Annotated in this window: 13 protein-coding genes and 2 riboswitches; of the genes, 6 read left to right on the forward strand and 7 right to left on the reverse strand. The window is 62.1% G+C overall.

The window, feature by feature from the left end; translation table 11 throughout:
• Positions 1-88: 88 nt before the first annotated feature.
• A riboswitch (cobalamin riboswitch) is annotated at positions 89-314 on the reverse strand.
• 221 nt (positions 315-535) lie between these two features.
• A riboswitch (cobalamin riboswitch) is annotated at positions 536-748 on the forward strand.
• A 102-nt stretch (positions 749-850) separates the two neighbouring features.
• The 4 genes from cobW to Q8X48_RS14235 all read left to right on the forward strand — a co-directional run bounded on the left by cobW (position 851) and on the right by Q8X48_RS14235 (position 7601).
• On the forward strand, positions 851-1921 hold the full coding sequence (cobW, locus tag Q8X48_RS14220) for a cobalamin biosynthesis protein CobW (RefSeq protein ID WP_095966800.1): 1071 nt from the start codon (positions 851-853) through the stop codon (positions 1919-1921).
• Positions 1922-1924: 3 nt separating this feature from the next.
• Positions 1925-5767 carry a cobaltochelatase subunit CobN gene (cobN, locus tag Q8X48_RS14225; RefSeq protein ID WP_407802537.1) on the forward strand — a complete coding sequence of 1281 codons (3843 nt, stop codon included), beginning with the start codon at positions 1925-1927 and terminating at the stop codon, positions 5765-5767.
• Between the two features lie 161 nt (positions 5768-5928).
• Positions 5929-6936 (forward strand): ATP-binding protein, encoded by a 1008-nt coding sequence (locus tag Q8X48_RS14230; RefSeq protein ID WP_407802536.1) that lies wholly within the window; start codon positions 5929-5931, stop codon positions 6934-6936.
• A 119-nt stretch (positions 6937-7055) separates the two neighbouring features.
• The gene (locus Q8X48_RS14235) at positions 7056-7601 is read left to right on the forward strand and encodes a vWA domain-containing protein (protein ID WP_407802542.1); all 546 of its coding nucleotides are present in this window, start codon (positions 7056-7058) and stop codon (positions 7599-7601) included.
• A 147-nt stretch (positions 7602-7748) separates the two neighbouring features.
• Here the strand turns inward: Q8X48_RS14235 and Q8X48_RS14240 are convergent, their stop codons facing one another.
• Both Q8X48_RS14240 and Q8X48_RS14245 read right to left on the reverse strand, forming a co-directional pair.
• Positions 7749-8972, reverse strand: coding sequence for an NADH:flavin oxidoreductase/NADH oxidase family protein (locus Q8X48_RS14240; RefSeq protein ID WP_407802534.1), 1224 nt, complete (start codon positions 8970-8972; stop codon positions 7749-7751).
• Between the two features lie 309 nt (positions 8973-9281).
• Positions 9282-10013, reverse strand: a complete 732-nt coding sequence (locus Q8X48_RS14245) for a hypothetical protein (RefSeq protein WP_407802533.1) — start codon at positions 10011-10013, stop codon at positions 9282-9284.
• Between the two features lie 366 nt (positions 10014-10379).
• Here Q8X48_RS14245 and Q8X48_RS14250 point away from each other — a divergent pair, with 366 nt between their 5' ends.
• Together Q8X48_RS14250 and Q8X48_RS14255 are read left to right on the forward strand one after the other, a co-directional pair.
• Positions 10380-10769: a RidA family protein gene (locus tag Q8X48_RS14250; RefSeq protein ID WP_015094895.1), complete on the forward strand. Its 390-nt coding sequence runs from the start codon at positions 10380-10382 to the stop codon at positions 10767-10769.
• 164 nt (positions 10770-10933) lie between these two features.
• Positions 10934-12151, forward strand: coding sequence for an amino acid deaminase (locus Q8X48_RS14255; RefSeq protein WP_407802531.1), 1218 nt, complete (start codon positions 10934-10936; stop codon positions 12149-12151).
• Between the two features lie 107 nt (positions 12152-12258).
• On the opposite strand, the gene Q8X48_RS14260 is transcribed toward Q8X48_RS14255, so the two are convergent.
• From Q8X48_RS14260 to Q8X48_RS14280, 5 genes are all read right to left on the reverse strand, one after another.
• Positions 12259-12534 (reverse strand): peptidylprolyl isomerase, encoded by a 276-nt coding sequence (locus tag Q8X48_RS14260; RefSeq protein WP_007898282.1) that lies wholly within the window; start codon positions 12532-12534, stop codon positions 12259-12261.
• 67 nt (positions 12535-12601) lie between these two features.
• Positions 12602-15139: a PAS domain-containing hybrid sensor histidine kinase/response regulator gene (locus Q8X48_RS14265; RefSeq protein ID WP_407802530.1), complete on the reverse strand. Its 2538-nt coding sequence runs from the start codon at positions 15137-15139 to the stop codon at positions 12602-12604.
• 204 nt (positions 15140-15343) lie between these two features.
• Positions 15344-17299, reverse strand: coding sequence for an acetoacetate--CoA ligase (locus Q8X48_RS14270; protein WP_407802529.1), 1956 nt, complete (start codon positions 17297-17299; stop codon positions 15344-15346).
• 120 nt (positions 17300-17419) lie between these two features.
• Complete coding sequence (locus Q8X48_RS14275; protein WP_407802528.1) at positions 17420-18193, reverse strand: 3-hydroxybutyrate dehydrogenase; 774 nt, start codon at positions 18191-18193, stop codon at positions 17420-17422.
• Positions 18194-18200: 7 nt separating this feature from the next.
• Positions 18201-19592 (reverse strand): GntP family permease, encoded by a 1392-nt coding sequence (locus Q8X48_RS14280; protein ID WP_407802527.1) that lies wholly within the window; start codon positions 19590-19592, stop codon positions 18201-18203.
• Positions 19593-19661 lie beyond the last annotated feature (69 nt).

Consider the following 19661-nt stretch of genomic DNA (forward strand, 5'->3'; position numbering starts at 1 on the left):
GAGCGCATGCAAAAACCTGCACGACCAGGCGCGCAGCGTTTCAAACAGCGCCCGCCCACCGCGGGTTTGTTGTTTCAGTGATCGTTATGGTCACTTTATGTTGCGGGCCGGTCTCCGGGCTCACGAGGGGCAAAGGCCTGGGCCTGAACCTGAAAACATCACCTTCCCATGCCGTAGTGGCACAGTGGATCTGATGCTTCGCTCGCTTACCGTTGCGGGGGCAGCACCGGACTGACATGGCTTTAGAGTAAAGCACATGATTCACCGGTTTCCCGTTTCACCCTGTGAAGGGCACCCGTAACAAGATGCGTAGGAGAGCATGGGCGAGGGTTGGGCGTCAATTGGCAAGGGTTCTCGTTTGAGGTCTACACAAAATACTTGTGGCGAGGGGGGTTGCCCCCGTTGGGCTGCGTAGCGGCCCCTGACTTTCTCCTGGGACACCCGACAGGCAGGTCTTGCGACGGCTTCGCCGCCAAACGGGGGCGAGCCCCCTCGCCACAGGGATCGCAAGCATTGACCCGCCCCAATACCATGCGTAGCCTTGCGCTTTCGAGGTTCTTCGGCGTTTGTCGAAGCTAAGAAGGGAACGCGGTCAATGCCGCGGCTGCCCCCGCAACTGTGAACGGTGATGTTCGTTGCCACGCCACTGCAGGCTCAATCCATGAGGCCGGCGGGAAGGCGCAGCGAATGCCAGGCCCAAGGCCGGCACACCGTCAGCCAGGAGACCTGCCTCGACACAGATTCTCAAATTCAACCGGGCGGGGTGATCCGGTGGCGAACTCTTCAGGCACGCGCATCTGCGTTGCCGGTCGTCGTCCCGTATGCCCGCCACCTAGCCATAGGGCATCCGATGAAAACACTGGCCAAACTTCCCGTCACCATCGTCACCGGCTTCCTCGGCTCGGGTAAAACCACGCTGCTGCGGCACATGCTCGACAACGCCCAGGGTCGCCGCATCGCGGTAATCGTCAACGAATTTGGCGAGCTGGGCATCGACGGCGAAATCCTCAAGCAGTGCTCCATCGGTTGCACCGAAGAAGAAGCCAGCGGCCGTGTGTATGAACTGGCCAACGGCTGCCTGTGCTGCACCGTCCAGGAAGAATTTTTCCCGGTGATGCGCGAACTGGTGGCTCGTCGCGGCGATCTCGACCACATCCTCATCGAAACGTCGGGCCTGGCCCTGCCAAAACCGCTGGTCCAGGCTTTCCAGTGGCCGGAAATCCGCAGTGCCTGCACCGTTGACGCGGTGATCACCGTGGTCGACAGCCCGGCCGTGGCCGCCGGCACCTTTGCCGCCTTCCCGGACCAGGTCGATGCCCAGCGCAAACTCGACCCGAACCTGGACCACGAATCGCCATTGCACGAGCTGTTTGCCGACCAACTGGCCAGCGCCGACCTGGTGATTCTCAACAAATCCGACCTGATCAACCCAGCCGACCTGGCCCGCGTGCGCCTGGAAGTCGCCGAAGAGTTGCCGCCAGCGGTGAAAATCATCGAAGCCAGCAGCGGTCGCCTGCCGCTGGACGTGCTGATCGGCCTGGGTGCCGGCTCCGAAGAACACATCGACAGCCGCCACAGTCACCACGACCATCATCACGATGGCGACGATGATCATGACGACCACGATCACGACGCCTTCGATTCGATCTCCATCGAACTGCCGCAAGCCGACGAAAGCCTGCTGATGGACGCGCTGACGCAACTGGTGGTCCAGCACGGCATCCTGCGCGTCAAAGGTTTCGCCGCCGTCCCGAACAAACCGATGCGCCTGCTGATCCAGGGCGTGGGCACGCGTTTCGACAAGCACTTCGACCGCCAGTGGGGGGCCGAAGAGGCGCGCATCACCCGTCTGGTGCTGATCGGCCAGGAACTGGACGCCGCCGTACTTGAAGCGCAATTGCGCGCTGCGCTCAGCGTGTAACCCATGCACCTGCTCAGGACCCAGCCCGGCGGTTTCGTGTCGGATGACAATATCGCCGACCTTGGACAAACCCCCGCCGAGCTGGTGGTCCTGTGCAGCGGCGACTCCAGCCTGGCGCTGCTCGCCGAGGCGGCGCAGCAGTTGCCCGAGGATTACCCGAGCCTGCGCCTGGCCAACCCGATGCAGGTGCAGAACCATGCCTCGGTCGATTTGTACGTCGATGAAGTGCTGCGTCACGCCAGGGTGATCCTGATTTCGCTGCACGGCGGCATCGCCTATTGGCGTTACGGCATCGAGCGCCTGGTCGAGCTGTCCCAGCGCGGTGTGCAGGTGATTCTGGTGCCGGGCGATGACCGCCCGGACCCGGAGCTCAGTGACCTGAGCAGCGTCGGCGCCGAGGACCGCGACCGGCTCTGGCAATTTCTGCGTCAGGGCGGCATGGGCAATGCCCTGGATTTCTTCCGTTGCCTGGCCAACCGCTGGCTGGCGCGCGATTACACCTGGGGCGAGCCGCAGACCCTGCCACGTACGGCGATCTACCATCCGCACAAACATTCTGCCGCACTGAGCGACTGGCAAGCCGACTGGCGCGCCGATCAACCGGTGGCGGCGGTGCTGTTTTACCGCTCGCATTTGCAGGCGGCGAACACCGCTTTCATCGATGTTTTCTGCCAACGCTTGCAGGCAGCGGGTTTGAATCCGTTGCCGATTGCGCTGGCCAGTTTGAAAGAGCCCGGCTGCCTGGGCGCGGTCGAGGACTGGCTGGATGAGGCCGGCGTCTCGGTGATCCTGAACACCACGGGTTTCGCCCAGTCCAGCCCCGAAGCGCCGCACCTGCGGCCGTTCCGGCGCAATATTGCGGTGATCCAGGCGATTTGCGCCCAGGACAACGAACCGGGTTGGCGCGCCAGTGAACAGGGGCTTGGCCCGCGCGATCTGGCGATGCACATTGCCTTGCCGGAGCTGGACGGGCGCATCATCAGTCGCCCGATCAGTTTCAAGGACCTGGCGTGGCGCAGTGAGCGCAGCCAGTCGGATGTGGTCTGCTACCGGCCGCAACCGGAGCGCATGGACTTCGTTGCCGAACTGGCGCGGCGCTGGGTCGAACTGGCGCGGGTGCCAAACGCCGAAAAACGCATCGCCTTGATTCTCGCCAATTACCCGACTCGCGACGGGCGCATCGGCAATGGCGTCGGCCTCGACACTCCGGCCGCCGCACTGAATATCCTGCGGGCGCTGCATGCCGAAGGTTATCCGTTGCCGGCGCAATTGCCGGACAGTGGCACCGCGCTGATCCAGCAGTTGCTGGGCGGTGTCAGCAACGATCTCGATACCCTCGACCTGCGTCCGTGCCAGCAAAGCCTGGCAATGGACGACTATCTGGCGATGTTCAATGCCCTGCCCGAAGCCAATCGTGCGGCTGTGCTCGAACGTTGGGGCGCGCCGGAAAACGACCCGATGTGTCGCAGCGCACGGATGATGATCGCCGGCCTGCGCTTTGGCCTGACCTTCGTCGGCATTCAACCGGCGCGGGGTTATCAGGTCGATCCGAGCGCGGTGTATCACGACCCGGACCTGGTGCCGCCCCACGGCTACCTGGCGTTTTACTTCTGGCTGCGCCACACCTATGGCGCCCATGGCGTGATCCACGTCGGCAAGCACGGCAACCTCGAATGGCTGCCGGGCAAGGGCGTGGGGCTGTCGGAAAACTGCTGGCCGGATGCGCTGCTCGGGCCGCTGCCGAACATCTATCCGTTCATCGTCAATGACCCGGGCGAGGGTGCCCAGGCCAAGCGGCGCACCCAGGCGGTGATCATCGATCACCTGATGCCACCGCTGACCCGCGCCGAAACCTATGGCCCGCTGCGCAACCTCGAACTGTTGGCCGACGAGTATTACGAGGCGCAGTTGCTCGATCCGCGTCGCGCACGCGAGTTGCAGCGCGACATCCTGCAACTGGTGCGTGACTCGCACATCGACCGTGAACTGCAACTGGACGAGCAACTCGACAGCGATACCGATGCAGCGATCTGGTTGCCGCGACTCGACACTTACCTGTGCGACTTGAAAGAGTCGCAGATCCGCGATGGTCTGCACGTGTTCGGCGAATCGCCCACCGGTCGCCTGCGTATCGACACCTTGCTGGCGTTGTTGCGCATTCCACGGGGCGATGGCCGAGGAGCGCAATCGAGTCTGCTGCGGGCGCTGGCCAAGGCGTTTGCGTTGGGCTTCGATCCGCTCGATTGTGCATTGGCCGAGCCGTGGGCCGGGCCGCGTCCCGCGGCTCTTGTGGACGTCAGCGAAGATTCCTGGCGCACGGCGGGCGATACCCGCGAACGCCTCGAGCTGTTCGCCACACAACTGATCTCGCAGGCATTGGCCGCCCCTTGTGGGAGCGAGCCTGCTCGCGATGGTGTGTCAGCCACATTGGTGCCAACTGACACTCCATCGCGAGCAGGCTCGCTCCTACAGGAGGCGGACTGGATTGAGGTGCAGGCCATTATCAATGGTGTGCGCGAGGTCATCGCCCCGCGCCTGGACGCCTGCGGCCCAGCGGAAATGCGCGGTCTGCTTGACGCCCTCAGCGGTCGCTTCGTCCCGGCCGGCCCCAGCGGTGCGCCGAGTCGTGGTCGCCTGGACGTGCTGCCCACCGGGCGTAACTTTTACTCGGTGGACGTGCGCAATTTGCCGACCACTACGGCGTGGCGCATCGGTTTCCAGTCGGCCAACCTGATTCTGGAGCGGCACCTGCAGGACCACGGCGATCATCTGCGCCAGCTCGGTCTGTCGGTGTGGGGCACCGCGACCATGCGCACCGGCGGCGATGACATCGCCCAGGCCATGGCGTTGATGGGCGTGCGTCCGGTCTGGGCCACTGGCAGCCAGCGGGTCGATGATTTCGAGATCCTGCCGTTGAGTTTGCTCGACCGTCCTCGGGTCGACGTGACCTTGCGCGTGTCCGGTTTCTTCCGCGATGCCTTTGCCAATCTGATCCGCCTGTTTGACGCGGCGGTGCAAGCGGTGGCCGACCTGGATGAGCCGGACGACCTCAATCCGTTGGCGGCCAAGGTGCGTGCCGAGCGTGCAGCCTTGTTGCAGACCGGACTGGATGAAGACGCTGCGCGACGGCAGGCCGGCTGGCGGATTTTCGGGGCCAAGCCCGGGGCCTACGGCGCCGGCGTGCAGGGCGCCATTGACGGTCGTCTGTGGCAAACCCGCGAGGACCTGGCCGAGGTTTACCTCAACTGGGGCGGCTACGCTTACGGCGGTTCCGACGAAGGTACCGCCGCCCGTGATCAGTTCAGCCAGCGCCTGAGCCAGGTACAGGCGGTGTTGCAAAACCAGGATAACCGCGAGCATGACTTGCTCGACTCCAATGATTACTACCAGTTCCAGGGCGGTATGCTCGCGGCGGTGGAAAGCCTGAAAGGCGCGGCGGCGGCCAGTTATCATGGCGATCACAGTCAGCCGGACCTGCCGAAGATTCGCACCTTGAAGGAAGAGCTGAACCGGGTGATCCGCTCCCGGGCGGCCAATCCGAAGTGGCTCGAAGGGGTAAAGCGCCACGGCTACAAAGGTGCGTTCGAAATGGCTGCGACTGTCGATAATCTGTTCGCCTTCGATGCCACCACGCAGTTGATCGACGATCACCAGTACGCGTTGCTGGCCGACGCCTATTTGCTTGATCCGGACACCCGGGATTTTGTCCGTGAACACAATCCCCATGCCTTGCGCGACATGACTGAACGCATGCTCGAGGCGCAACAACGCGGAATGTGGAAGGAGCCGGGCGCCTACCGCGAGGCATTGGAGAATCTGTTGCTGGATATAGAAGAAGACGGCTGACACGCTTGAACCTGTGGGAGCGAGCCTGCTCGCGATGAGGGAGCGTCAGACGACATTTATGCTGGCTGACACACCGCCTTCGCGAGCAGGCTCGCTCCCACAGGGATGAAGGCAACTGTGATATTTGTGAATTGATCACCGACCATGACCGAGATAGAACAATGACCGACACCCCGCATTTCCCGCTCTCCGCCGTGGTCGGCGCCGACGATTTGAAGCTGGCCCTGTACCTGACCGCCATCGACCCGAAAATCGGCGGCGTCCTGATCGAAGGCCCGCGCGGCATGGCCAAGTCGACCCTGGCCCGTGGTCTGGCGGACCTGTTGGCCAGCGGTCAGTTCGTCACATTGCCGCTGGGCGCCACCGAAGAGCGCCTGGTCGGCACCCTCGATCTCGACGCGGCGCTGGGCGAAGGTCGCGCGCAGTTCTCACCTGGCGTACTGGCCAGGGCTGACGGTGGCGTGCTCTACGTCGACGAGGTCAATCTGTTGCCTGATCACCTCGTTGACCTGCTGCTCGATGTGGCCGCCAGCGGCACCAATCTGGTTGAGCGTGACGGCATTTCCCATCGGCACTCGGCGAAGTTCGTGCTGATTGGCACCATGAATCCCGAAGAGGGTGAACTGCGTCCACAGCTGCTCGACCGTTTCGGCTTGAATGTCGCCCTTGGTGGCCACACAGCGCCGACCGAACGAGGCCAGATCATCCGTCGTCGCCTGGATTTCGACAGCGATCCGCAAGGATTCTGCGCCGAATGGGAGTCGGCGCAGTCATCTCTGCGCGAACGTTGCCAGCACGCACGCAACGCCCTGGCGAGTATTCCTCTCGACGACCAGGCGCTGGCCCGGATTACCGAGCGCTGCTTTGCCGCTGGCGTCGATGGTTTGCGCGCTGACCTGGTCTGGCTGCGTGCCGCCCGGGCTCACGCCGCCTGGCGCGGGGCGAACGCTATCGCCGAGGAAGATATCGACGCCGTTGCCGAGTTCGCCTTGCGCCATCGTCGTCGCGAGCATTCGCCGCCGGCACCTGCGCAATCTCAAACTGTGCAACAAACCGCGCCGCAGAACGACAATCCGGGTGAAGGGCAGGGCCAGTGGGGCGAATTGCCTGCCCAGGCGCTGGCGACCGGCGCACGACGCGAAGTGCCGAGCTGGCCAAAAAAGCCCTAGGCATTCGCCCTCGCTGCGACGCGGGGGCGAATGCCAGACCCCGAGCCGGGCGACTGGACCATGGCAAACAGGGCGTGCGTCACGCCGCCCGCAGCGGCTCGGTCAACTGGCCCGGCACCTTGCTCAATGGCCGGCCGCGTCGGCGCGACGACCTGATGTTTCAACTGCGCACGCGTTCGCCCCATGAACTGTGGCTGGTAATAGTCGATGCCTCCGCATCGACCCGCCGTCATCAGGCATTGAGTGATGCCAAGGGCTTGTTGGCGCAGTTGTTCGACGATGCCTATCGCCAGCGTGCACGTCTGGCCTTGCTAACGGCCAGCGGTGCTGCTCCCAAGTGGCAGGTGCAGGGATTGAAGGCTTCCACGGGGCTGCGCCATTGGCTCGACGGCCTGGGTGCCGGCGGTGGCACGCCGCTGCTGGCGGCATTGAGCGAAGCAGGGCGGTGGCTTGCCGCACGGCAGAAACGTTTTCCGGCAGAGCAGCAGCGGTTGCTGCTGGTGACCGATGGCAGGCTGAAGGACTGGTCGCTGTTGCCGACGCTTGCGTGTCCGGGGCTGTTGATCGACATCGAGCGCGGACCGATTCGGCTTGGGCGTAGCCGGGTGCTGGCGGCGCAGTTGCAGGCTGAGTATCGGCATATTGACGAGTTGCTGCCTGGTTGAGTTCTGTTTGGCAGTTCCGGCCTCTTCGCGAGCAGGCTCGCTCCCACAATTGATCGGTGTTGAACACAAGCTTTGTAATCGCCCGAAAACCCCTGTGGGAGCGAGCCTGCTCGCGAAAGCGGTGTACCTGCCAACCTCAAATTTGAGTCACTTGCCCATCGCCCGCCGGTACTGCCGGGTACGCTTGCCTATGTACAACCGGTCGACAATCAACGCCCATAGCGCCGAAACCTCAGGCCGGGTTTTGCGCCCACGGCTCAAGCGATGCAGCTGGAACTTCACCACCGCCATGCTCGCCAGCGCCGCCAGGGGTTTGCGCTTCCACTGGATCGGCGGCAGTTGTGGGTGGCTGTGCTTGCCTTCTCGCCAATGCTTGACCAGGTGCGGCTCCACGGCCAGTGCGGTGCCGATGCCGGCCATGGCGATGCCGCTGTCGAGGACCTGTTCGACGATTGCCAGACGCCGGATCCCGCCCGTCACCATCACCGGCATGCGCGCCACGCTGGCCAGTTCGCCGGCCATTTCCAGAAAGTACGCCTCCCGGGCCAGGGTCCGGCCGTCGCGCGCTTCGCCTTGCATGGCCGGTGCTTCGTAACTGCCGCCGGAGAGTTCCAGCAGGTCGATCGGTTGCTCGTTGAGCCACAGGATCACTTGCCGTGCATCATCGGCATCGAAGCCACCGCGCTGGAAATCCGCTGAGTTGAGCTTTACCGACACACAAAATTGCGGCGATACCGCCTGGCGAACCGCTTCGACGACGGACAACAGCAGGCGCGCGCGATTCTCCAGCGGACCACCCCAGCGATCAGTGCGTCGATTGGTCAGTGGCGACAGGAACTGGCTGAGCAGGTAGCCATGGGCGGCGTGGATCTGCACACCGGTAAAACCGGCTTTCTCCGCCAGTGCGGCGCTGGTGGCGAAACGTCGGATGACCTCCTGGATGTCGTCCTCGCCCATGGGCTTGGGTTCGGTGAACATCTTCGAGAATTGGCCGAGATCCAGCGCAACCGCCGAAGGCGCCAGTGCTTGCTGGCCGAGGTTGGCCATGGTCTGGCGGCCAGGGTGGTTGAGTTGCATCCAGAAGTGCGCACCACCGGCCCGGCCGACACTGGCCCACTGGCGGAAGCGTTTCAGATGCCGCTCGTCCTCCAGTGCGACACCACCAGGGCCGGTCATGGCGCGGCGGTCGATCATCACATTGCCGGTCAGCAACAAACCGGCTTCACCTTCGGCCCAGGCTTGATACAGGCGAAGCAGTGCCTGATCGGGTACTTGATCGGTGTTGGCGAGGTTCTCTTCCATCGCGGCTTTGGCAATGCGATTGGCGATGGTCTGGCCGTTGGGCAAATTCAAGATTCGGAAGGGTGACATGCTTGACTCCTCATACTGATGAGTAGAGGCTAAGCTTAAAGTTAACTTTAATGTCAAGCAGGAAAATGAGGCCGCAATGGAAATTGGTGAATTGGCGCAGTTGAGTAGATCAATAGGCAATAGGTGTGTAGCCGATCAAACTCATGCTGGAAAACTCGGCTTTAACCTCAGCCGGCGCCGATGTTTTTCAACACTTCGTCTTCAATGATTTTGTACATCACCGACCTTGCTCCACGCTTGAATTGACTCGATATTTTCCAGAGTTGCCCCAGCTATCCAGATGTCTTTTTTCTTGGAAACCTCGATTTTTCATTCTTGTTTTTTATTGGCAAGAACTGTTTGCGACACGAGGTAGGCAAACGACTCGTTGTTTTTGTTCTCCGCATAAACACGAGATTCATCTCCAGGCTGTAACGGAGCGACGGACATTTGATATGCAATGGTTCTGTCCGGCTTCCAATTGATAAAATTCAACCCCATAAAATTCGGGATAACCGTTGCGCCCCCAAAGACGTCTCCGGGGGGAAGCAAGAATATTGTGGTGATGGACGTTTTTATCGGGAAGAAAATCGCGCCAGGGTAAGTACCGCACAGTGGAAACCCGGGGGTGCCTTGCCTGCACTTCGCCGGGGGTTCTTGCCCAACGACCAGTTTGGTGGGAGGCGAACTGACATCGTTAACAAAAACCGAGATTGAAATCCCCTTGCCAGGCAGGCTCTGCAGATTTAGCGGGGTCATTGCGAAGTCACCATTGGCGAGGGTGGTGACCTGTTTAAGGATGGTTCCATCGCTGGTTAATGCAGTCACCATGAACGGCCCCGTTGTTCCGGTACCAACGATAGTTCCCGTAATCGATGTGGCGCTTTTTGACAGCGGTGTCGTGACGCAAACTTCCGGACCGTTTTGGCCGATAAATTTTCCGTTGACCAGATATTTGCATTCTTCGGTTACGGAGGTGACAGACATCTCCTGTTGAACGTTACAGCCTGCTAATCCAACTCCCAGTAAGGCACAGAAACATAATCCCTTTGGCGTCTTCATTTCACATTCCCTTGAATGGGGGGTATGAATCAGATGAGACTCCAGTATTTCTACATGTCTTGCGCAGGTCTACTGTCAGAGTTGACAGTAGTGACAGCCGGCCTGGACGCAGATGGAACTGTGGCATGTCGTGGTCATGTGCACACTGATTGAGCGTTATCACTTCACCCTGTAGCTATCGCTAGCACTTGTTTGACGGGAAGATGGCTTTGCCATGACACAGACTCAAAACCATGCACAAAATCCTGCTCAAAACGGCCAGCCCCCCCCAAGGACCTGTTCGAACGCCCGCAATCGCCACGACTGGCGGAATTTCTCAAAAGCCCCCGTTTTTGATCTTTCAGTTTTCAATCAGGAGAAACACTCATGAGCATTACTCGTTACGGCACCGGCAGTACCGCCGCTGGCGGTCAGCCTCGTCCTTTCGCCCGCGCCGTTGAAGCCGATGGCTGGCTGCACGTTTCCGGGCAGGTGCCGGCGGTGGACGGCGAGATTATTACGGGCGGAATTGTCGAACAGACCCACCAGACCATGAAGAACCTGATCGCGATTCTTGAAGAGGCCGGTTATGCCCTGGAAGATGTGGTGCGTGCTGGCGTGTGGCTGGAGGATCCGCGGGATTTCACCAGCTTCAACAAGGTCTTCGCCGAGTACTTCAAACCCGAGCACGCCCCGGCGCGGGCTTGTGTGCAGGCGAGCATGATGGTCGACTGCAAGGTCGAGATCGACTGCATTGCGTACAAGAAAAAGGCTTGAGGTTTGCGGTGAATTCTTCGCGAGCAAGTCCAATCGTCGCACCGCCGCTCCCACATATGGAATGCGTTTACCGATGGGTGCTGATCGCAAGCGCCAACAACCTGGCCCGTCGCATCAACGAATAACAGCGGCTACCTGCAGCCGCGTGAACGAGGAGTTCGACCATGTCTTCTGCCCCCCAAACTGCCAGCGTGGATAAAGGCGCGGCGCCCATCGGTGCCAGCCTGGTGCGTGATGTCAGCCTGCCTGCGTTGGTACTGCATCGCGAGGCGCTGGAACACAACATCCGCTGGATGCAGGCGTTCGTCAGCGACAGCGGAGCGGAACTGGCGCCCCATGGCAAGACCAGCATGACCCCGGCGTTGTTCCGTCGCCAACTGGATGCCGGTGCCTGGGGCATCACCCTGGCCAGCGCTACGCAAACCCGCGCTGCCTACGCCCATGGCGTGCGCCGTGTCCTGATGGCCAACCAGTTGGTCGGCACGCCGAACATGGCATTGATCGCCGACCTGCTGGCCGACCCGACGTTCGACTTCTATTGCATGGTCGATCACCCGGACAACGTCGCCGACCTCGGTGCCTACTTCGCCTCCCGTGGCGTGCGCCTGAACGTGATGATCGAATACGGCGTGGTCGGCGGGCGTTGCGGTTGCCGCAGCGAACAGCAAGTGCTCGACCTGGCCAAGGCCATCGCTGCGCAACCGGCCCTGGCCCTGACCGGGATCGAAGGCTACGAAGGGGTGATCCATGGTGATCACGCCGTGACCGGTATCCGCGATTTCGCCGCGTCGCTGGTGCGTCTGGCGGTGCAGTTGCAGGACAGCGGCGCCTTCGCCATTGCCAAGCCGATCATCACCGCGTCGGGGTCGGCCTGGTATGACCTGATTGCCGAGTCCTTCGAAGCACAGAACGCCGCCGGACGCTTCCTCAGCGTGCTGCGTCCCGGCAGTTACGTGGCTCACGACCATGGTATCTACAAGCAGGCGCAGTGCTGCGTGCTCGACCGTCGCAGCGACCTGCACGAAGGCCTGCGCCCGGCGCTGGAAGTGTGGGCGCATGTGCAGTCGTTGCCGGAGCCGGGGTTTGCGGTGATTGCCCTGGGCAAGCGCGACGTCGCCTACGACGCCGGTTTGCCGGTGCCGTTGCGACGCTACAAGGCGGGCGTGGTGCCGGCCAGCGGCGATGACGTGAGTGCCTGCAAAGTCACCACGGTCATGGACCAGCATGCGTTCATGACCGTGGCGCCGGGGGTTGATCTGCGGGTCGGCGACATCATTTCGTTCGGCACTTCGCACCCGTGCCTGACGTTCGACAAGTGGCGTGTCGGCTGTCTGGTCGATGAGCAACTGAACGTCATCGAGACCATGGAAACCTGTTTCTAAGGCTCAGGACCGAGGTGCTGCCATCGCGAGCAAGCTCGCTCCCACAGTTGGTCGCATTCCAATGTGGGAGCGGGCTTGCCCGCGAAGAGGCCCTCAAGCCAACTGCATCAATCCCGGTAAAACACCTGCACCAGGTGATACCCGAACTTGCTCTTGATCGGCCCATGCACCACCCGCAGCGGTTTCTTAAAGATCACCGCATCGATCACGCCAACCATCTGCCCCGGCCGCACTTCGCCGAGGTCGCCGCCGCGCTTGCCCGACGGGCAAGTCGAATACTTCTTGGCCAGCACATCGAACGCTTCACCCTTGGCGATGCGTTGTTTGAGCTGCTCGGCTTCTTCCGAGGTTTTCACCAGGATATGGCGGGCTTGAGCTTTCATGGGGCGGTTACCTTGCAACGATGCTGGTTATGTGGGTGGCAGCGGGGGGGCGCGATTATGCCTCAACTCAGTCCGGTTGACCGATCATCGTGCGAATCTTGTTGGCCAGCAGGTCGATGGAAAACGGTTTGGTCACCATGTCCATGCCTTCTTCAAGGAAACCCTGGCGCTCGGCAGCGATCTGCGCGTAACCGGTCATGAACAACACTTTCAGTCCGGGACGATGCTGGCGGGCGATTTCTGCCAGTTGTCGGCCGTTCATGCCCGGCAACCCCACGTCGGTCACCAGCAGGTCCACCCGCAGGTCGGACTCCAGCACCGGCAGCGCGTCTTTGGCATCTTCAGCTTCATGGGCGCGGTAACCGAGTTCCTTGAGCAGGTCCAGTACCAACATGCGCACCGCCGCATCATCCTCGACCAGCATCACCGTTTCGCCGGCAATCGCCGCTGGCGCCTCGCCGACCACGGGTGACAAGACTTTTTCCGGCTCGGTCGAATGCAGGCGCGGCAGGTACAAACGCACGCTGGTGCCCCGTCCGGGCAGGCTGAACAGGCTGACATGGCCCCCCGATTGCTGGGCAAAACCGTAGATCATCGACAAACCCAGGCCGGTGCCCTGGCCGATGGGCTTGGTGGTGAAGAAGGGGTCGAATGCCTTGGCTAGCACCGAGGGCGTCATGCCGGTGCCGTTGTCGTTGACGGCAATCATCACGTAGTCGCCGGCCTTGACCGGTTCCAGGGTCGTGATGTCGCTGCCGTCGAGGTACACGTTGGTCGTTTCGATCTGCAACTCGCCGCCGCCTGGCATGGCGTCCCGGGCGTTGATCACCAGGTTGAGCAGGGCGTTTTCCAACTGACTGACATCGGTGTTGACCCGCCAGGTGTGCTCGGCCAGTTGCAGCTTTAGTTCAATGTGGTCGCCCTTGGTACGTCTGAGCAGGTCCTCAAGCGAGCGAATCAGGTCATTGGGGTTCAGCGGCGTGCGATTGAGCGACTGACGCCGGGAGAACGCCAGCAAGCGATGGGTGAGGGCGGCGGCACGGTTGGCCGAGGACACTGCCGCCTCGGTGAACCGGCCGATCTCGCTGGCGCGGCCTTCGGCGATGTAGCGCTGCATCAGGTCGAGGCTGCCAATGATGCCGGTGAGCATGTTGTTGAAGTCATGGGCGATACCGCCGGTCAGCTGGCCGACGGCTTCCATTTTCTGGGCATGGCGCAAGGCGTCTTCGGCACGCTCACGCTCGAACATCTCGTTTTGCAGACGCTCGTTGGCCTCGGCCAGTTGTCGGGTGCGGGCGGCCACCCGTTCCTCAAGGGTTTCGTTCAGGTTGCGCAAGGCTTCTTCGGTCATTTTGCGTTCGGTTTCGTCGATCACGAAGATGTAGAAACCGTTGACCGCACCATCTGCACCGTGGCGCGGCAGGTAATTCATCAAGGCCTGGCGCAGGCTGCCGTCGCGGTGCGGTGTGCTGATGCTGAAACAGCAGGGCCGGCCGGACAGTGCCTCGGTGATGTACGGGGCGCGTAGCGCGTAGGCTTCTTCGCCGAGCACTTCAAGAATGGTTCGCCCGTATAGCTCTTGCGGCGTCAGCCCGTACCAGTCGAGGTACGCCGCGTTGTTGAGGCGAAAGCGTTCTTCGCGGTCGACGTAGCTGATCAGGACCGGCATGGCGTTGATGATCAGTTGCAGCTCGGTCTGGCTCTGGCGCAGGGCCTGTTCGGTGAGTTTGCGCTCGGTCAGGTCCAGGGCGGCGCCGAGGAATCGGATCGGCCGGCCGTGATGGTCCTTGTAGCAGCGACCGCGGGCAAACACCCAGCGCATCTGGCCGTCGGTTTGCAACAGGCGATATTCCTCGGCGTATTCGCTGCCGTGGGTGATGCAGTGCTTGATGCTGCGGGCAATCAGGGCGCGGTCCTGCGGGTGTACGCCGTGCAGGTATGCGCTGATCGGCAACTGGTTGGCCATGGCCGGGTCGACGCCGTGGAGCTGGGCAAAATGCACATCGGCGACGAAACGGTCCTCGCTGATGTCCCAGTCCCAAGTGCCGACCGCATCGGTGGCGGCGAGGGCCAGTTGCAGGCGTTCCTCGGTTTCACGCTGGGCCTTGAGGCTGGCCGCCGAGCGTTGTTCGAGTTCGAGGGCGATGCGCCGGCGTTCGTTGGTTTCGATGGCGGTGACCAGGATCCCGGCCACCTCGGCACCTTCGTCGCGGATCGGGCTGTAGGTCAGGTCGAGCCAGAAGTCGGACTCCTGGCCCTCACGTTGCAGGGTAAAGCGCTGCTCGCTGTAGGTTCGTACCTGACCTTGCAGGACGGCGCTGTAGATCGGGTCGGTAAAGTCTTTCAACTCTGGCCAGATCAGGTGTGTCGGTTGTCCGAAAGCTTGCGGATGCTTGCTTGCGGTGAGCAGGGCGAAGCCGTCGTTGTAGATCTGTGTCAGTTGCGGGCCCCATAGCAGCAGCATCGGCATCGGTGAGTGAATGACGATGTCCACGGCGGTTCGCAGGCTCTGTGGCCAGGTGCTGGCAGCGCCCAGCGGGCTGCTTGCCCAGTCGATCCGGGCGATCAGGGCCTGGGCATCGCTGGCGGTGGGTATTGCGTTCATCCGGGAGTCCTGCGCCTGAGTCGCTTTAGCTGGCGTCTATTCTTGCACAGGTGATCGATTGTGGAGGAACCGTCATGGTGAACGGTTAAGCGACACAGGACCCTGTAGGAGCGAGCTCGCTCGCGATGGTCGTCAACGATAACGCGGGTTGGCAGGTGCCCCGTGGCGCTCTCGGGTTTATCGCGAGCAAGCTCGCTCCTACAGTCAATCCTGGAGTTCTGGACGATCGCGGTACTGCTCCAGCGCTTCGGGATTGGCCAGGGCATCGGTGTTTTTCACCTTCTGTCCATGCACCACGTTGCGCACCGCCAGTTCAACCACCTTGCCGCTGATGGTCCGGGGAATGTCGGTGACCGCGACAATCTTCGCCGGCACATGACGCGGCGTGGTGTTGGCGCGAATCGTCTGGCGGATCTGTTGTTGCAATGCCTCGTCCAGCTCAAGCCCGTCGCGCAAGCGTACGAACAGCACCACCCGTACGTCATCCTGCCATTGCTGTCCGATGGCCACGCTGTCGAGCACCTGCGGGATCTTTTCCACCTGGCGGTAGATCTCTGCCGTGCCGATGCGCACGCCGCCGGGGTTGAGCACGGCATCGGAGCGGCCGTGGATCATCATCCCGCCATGGGGCAATTGTTCGGCGTAGTCGCCCTGGGCCCAGACGCCGGGGAACAGGCTGAAATAGGACTGGCGCAGCTTTTCGCCATCGGCATCGTTCCACAGGCCAACGGGCATAGCCGGGAAGTGCCGGGTGCAGACCAGCTCACCTTTTTCGCCGATCACCGGCTGGCCGGCGTCGTTCCATACCTCGACGGCCATGCCCAGGCTCTTGCCCATGATTTCGCCGCGCCGCACCGGCGACACAGGGTTGCCGTTGACGAAGCACGAGACGATGTCGGTGCCGCCGGACATCGAGGCCAGGCACAGGTCAGGCTTGAAGTCGCGATAGACGAAGTCGTAACTCTGGGGCGACAGCGCCGAGCCGGTGCACAGCAACGTCTTGAGGCTGCCCAGGTCATGACTGTCACGAGGCTTGATGCCGCTGCTTTCGAGGGTGGCGAGGTATTTCGGGCTGGTGCCGAAGACGCTGATGCCTTCGTCGTCGATCAGGTCGATCAGGCGTTGCGGGTCAGGGTGGAATGGCGAGCCGTCGTACAGCACCACCGCGCTGCCGACCGCGAGGGCCGAGACCAGCCAGTTCCACATCATCCAGCCGCACGTGGTGTAGTAGAACAGGCGCTCGCCGGGGCCAAGATCGCAGTGCAGGCCGTGTTCCTTGACGTGTTGCAGGAGTACGCCGCCGGTGCTGTGGATGATGCATTTGGGCACGCCGGTGGTGCCGCTGGAGTAGAGGATGTACAGCGGATGGGCGAAGGGCACCGGGACGAAATCCGGCTCGCCGCCGGGTGCGTAGAAATCGTCCCACAGCGTCACGTTGGCCGGGCTGTTGAAGTGTTCGATGTGCGCCTGTGGGCGAGCGTAAGGCACGACGATCAGCTGTTGCAGTGACGGCAGGCGCTGGAGGATCTCGTTGATCTTGGCGGTCTGGTCGATCTCTTTGCCGGCATAGCGGTAGCCGGCGCAGGTCACCAGCACTTTCGGTTCGATCTGGCCGAAACGGTCAACCACCCCCTGGGTGCCGAAGTCCGGTGAAGAACAGGACCAGACAGCGCCGAGGCTGGTGGTGGCGAGCATGGCCACCAGGGTTTGCCAGGTGTTGGGCATGCACGCGGCGACCCGGTCACCCACACCGACGCCGGCGGCGATCAAGCCGTTTTGAAAGCCGGCGACATGCTCTGCCAGCTCGGCCCAGGTCAAATGTTCACGCTGACCGTTTTCGCCAACGGCTACCACGGCGATTGCATCATCGCGGCGCTGCAGCAGGTGTTCGGCAAAGTTCAGCGTGGCGCCTGGGAACCACTGGGCGCTGGGCATCTGCGGGCCTTCGAGCAGCACGGCGTCGGGTTGTTCGTGGAAGCGGATGTCGAAGAAATCGACGATGGCCTGCCAGAAATCCGGGCGTTGTTCGATGGACCACTGGTGCAGGGCCGGGTAGTCGTCAATCTTGAGGTGATACCGCTGATTGATGAAGCGCCGGAAGGCCTCCATGCGGGTCTTGCCGATGCGTTTGACGTCGGGTTGCCAGAGGATGTCGGACATGGTTTGCCTCTTCTTATGTCTTTAGATCCATTCGCGGGCAAGCCCGCTCCCACAGGGGATCACATTTCCATGTGGGAGCGAGCCTGCTCGCGATGAACGATGATGCGGTCTAACAGATGATCACTGCGCCAACCACCCACCATCCACATTCCACGCCGCGCCCCGCACCTGGCTGCCGGCGTCGCTGCACAAAAACAGCACCAGTTCACCCAGTTGCGGCGGTGTCACGAACTCCAGCGATGGCTGCTTTTCAGCGAGCAGATCATGCTGCGCCTGCTGTGGGTCAACGCCTCTGGCGGCACGATCGTCGATCTGTTTCTGCACCAGCGGCGTCAGTACCCAGCCTGGGCAGATCGCGTTGCAGGTGACCTGGGTGGTCGCGGTTTCCAGCGCGACCACTTTGGTCAAGCCGATCACCCCGTGCTTGGCGGCGACATAGGCGGACTTGCCCACTGAACCGACCAGGCCATGCACCGAGGCAATGTTGATCACCCGGCCCCAGCCCTTGGCGCGCATGCCCGGCAGGCTCAAACGGGTGCTGTGGAACACCGACGACAGGTTGATCGCGATGATCGAATCCCAACGCTCCACCGGAAATTCATCCACCGCTGCCACATGTTGAATGCCGGCATTGTTGACCAGGATATCGACGCCGCCGAACTCACGCTCGGCGTAGGCGATCATGTCGGCAATTTGTGCCGGGTCGCTGACATCGGCCGGGTGATGGCCGACCTTGCCGCCAAACTGTTCCACCTCGGCGATTACTTGGGTGGCATCGCCGAAGCCGTTGAGGATCAGGTTGGCCCCGGCCCTGGCCAGGCTGAGGGCGATCCCCAGGCCGATACCGCTGGTGGAACCGGTGACCAGTGCGGTCTTGCCCGAAAGAGTCGTCATGTATACCTCACACAATGCCAGTGGCGTAGAAAGTGCCGATCACCACGAAAACCGCCAGGGTCTTGATCAGCGTAATACAGAAAATGTCTTTGTAAGCCTCGCGGTGGGTCAGCCCGGTGACCGCCAGCAGGGTAATCACCGCGCCGTTGTGCGGCAGGGTGTCCATGCCGCCGCTGGCCATCGCGGCGACCCGGTGCAGCACTTCCAGCGGAATGTTCGCCGCATGGGCGGCACTGATGAACTGCTCGGACATGGCCGCCAGCGCAATGCTCATGCCACCGGAGGCGGAGCCGGTGATGCCGGCCAGCAGGGTCACGGTAATCGCTTCGTTGACCAGTGGGTCGGGAATGCTCTTGAGCCAGTCGGCCAACACCAGAAAGCCCGGCAGGGACGCGATCACCGCGCCGAAGCCGTATTCCGAGGCGGTGTTCATCGCCGCCAGCAACGCGCCGCTGACTGCGCTTTTACTGCCTTCGGCGAGTTTGCGGCTGATCGCCTTGTAGCCAAACACCAGCACCATGAGGATGCCGACCAGCAAGGCTGCCTGTACCGCCCAGATCGCCGTGAGCTTGGCGATGTCCGTGGTTACCGGTGCGGCCATGCCTGGCAGCGAGAGGCTGTGGGTCTTGCCGTACACCTGCGGAATCCAATGGGTGAACAGCAGGTTCATGATGCCTACCGCCAACAGTGGCGACAGCGCGAGCCACGGGTTGGGCAGCTTGAGGTCGGGGGCGGTTTCCGGCTCGTTGCGCAGGTCGGATCCATAACCTTCACCGGCGCGCTGTGCCTTGTTGCGTTGACGCTGGAGAAACAGCATGCCGGCACAGAACACGAAGATCGTGCCGATCACGCCCAGCCACGGCGCCGCCCAGGCAGTGGTGTTGAAGAAGGTGCTGGGGATGATGTTCTGGATTTGTGGCGTGCCGGGCAGGGCGTCCATGGTGAACGAGAACGCGCCCAGGGCAATGGTCGCCGGGATCAGGCGCTTGGGGATGTTGCTCTGGCGGAACATTTCAGCGGCAAACGGGTAGACCGCGAACACCACCACAAACAGTGACACGCCGCCATAGGTGAGCAAGGCGCAGACCAGCACGATCACCAGCATCGCCTGGCGGGTGCCGAGCAGGCGAATCGCCGCGGCGACGATCGAGCGCGAGAAGCCGGACAGTTCGATCAGCTTGCCGAACACTGCGCCGAGCAGGAACACCGGGAAATACAGCTTGATGAAACCGACCATTTTTTCCATGAACACCCCGGTGAAAGCGGGGGCGACGGCAGAGGGGTCGGTGAGCAGGACTGCGCCGAGGGCGGCAATCGGGGCAAAAAGGATAACGCTATAGCCACGGTAGGCAGCCAGCATCAGCAGCGCGAGGGCTGCCAAGGCAATGATCACACTCATGGTGTGTCTCCTGGGTTGTTATTTTTGTAGGGTGGAACTGGGTAGCAGAGGTGTATAGCGGGTTTTGTG

Source organism: Pseudomonas sp. QLc11A (assembly GCF_052112305.1).
In the GTDB taxonomy this organism is placed as follows: Bacteria; Pseudomonadota; Gammaproteobacteria; order Pseudomonadales; family Pseudomonadaceae; genus Aquipseudomonas; species Aquipseudomonas laurylsulfatiphila.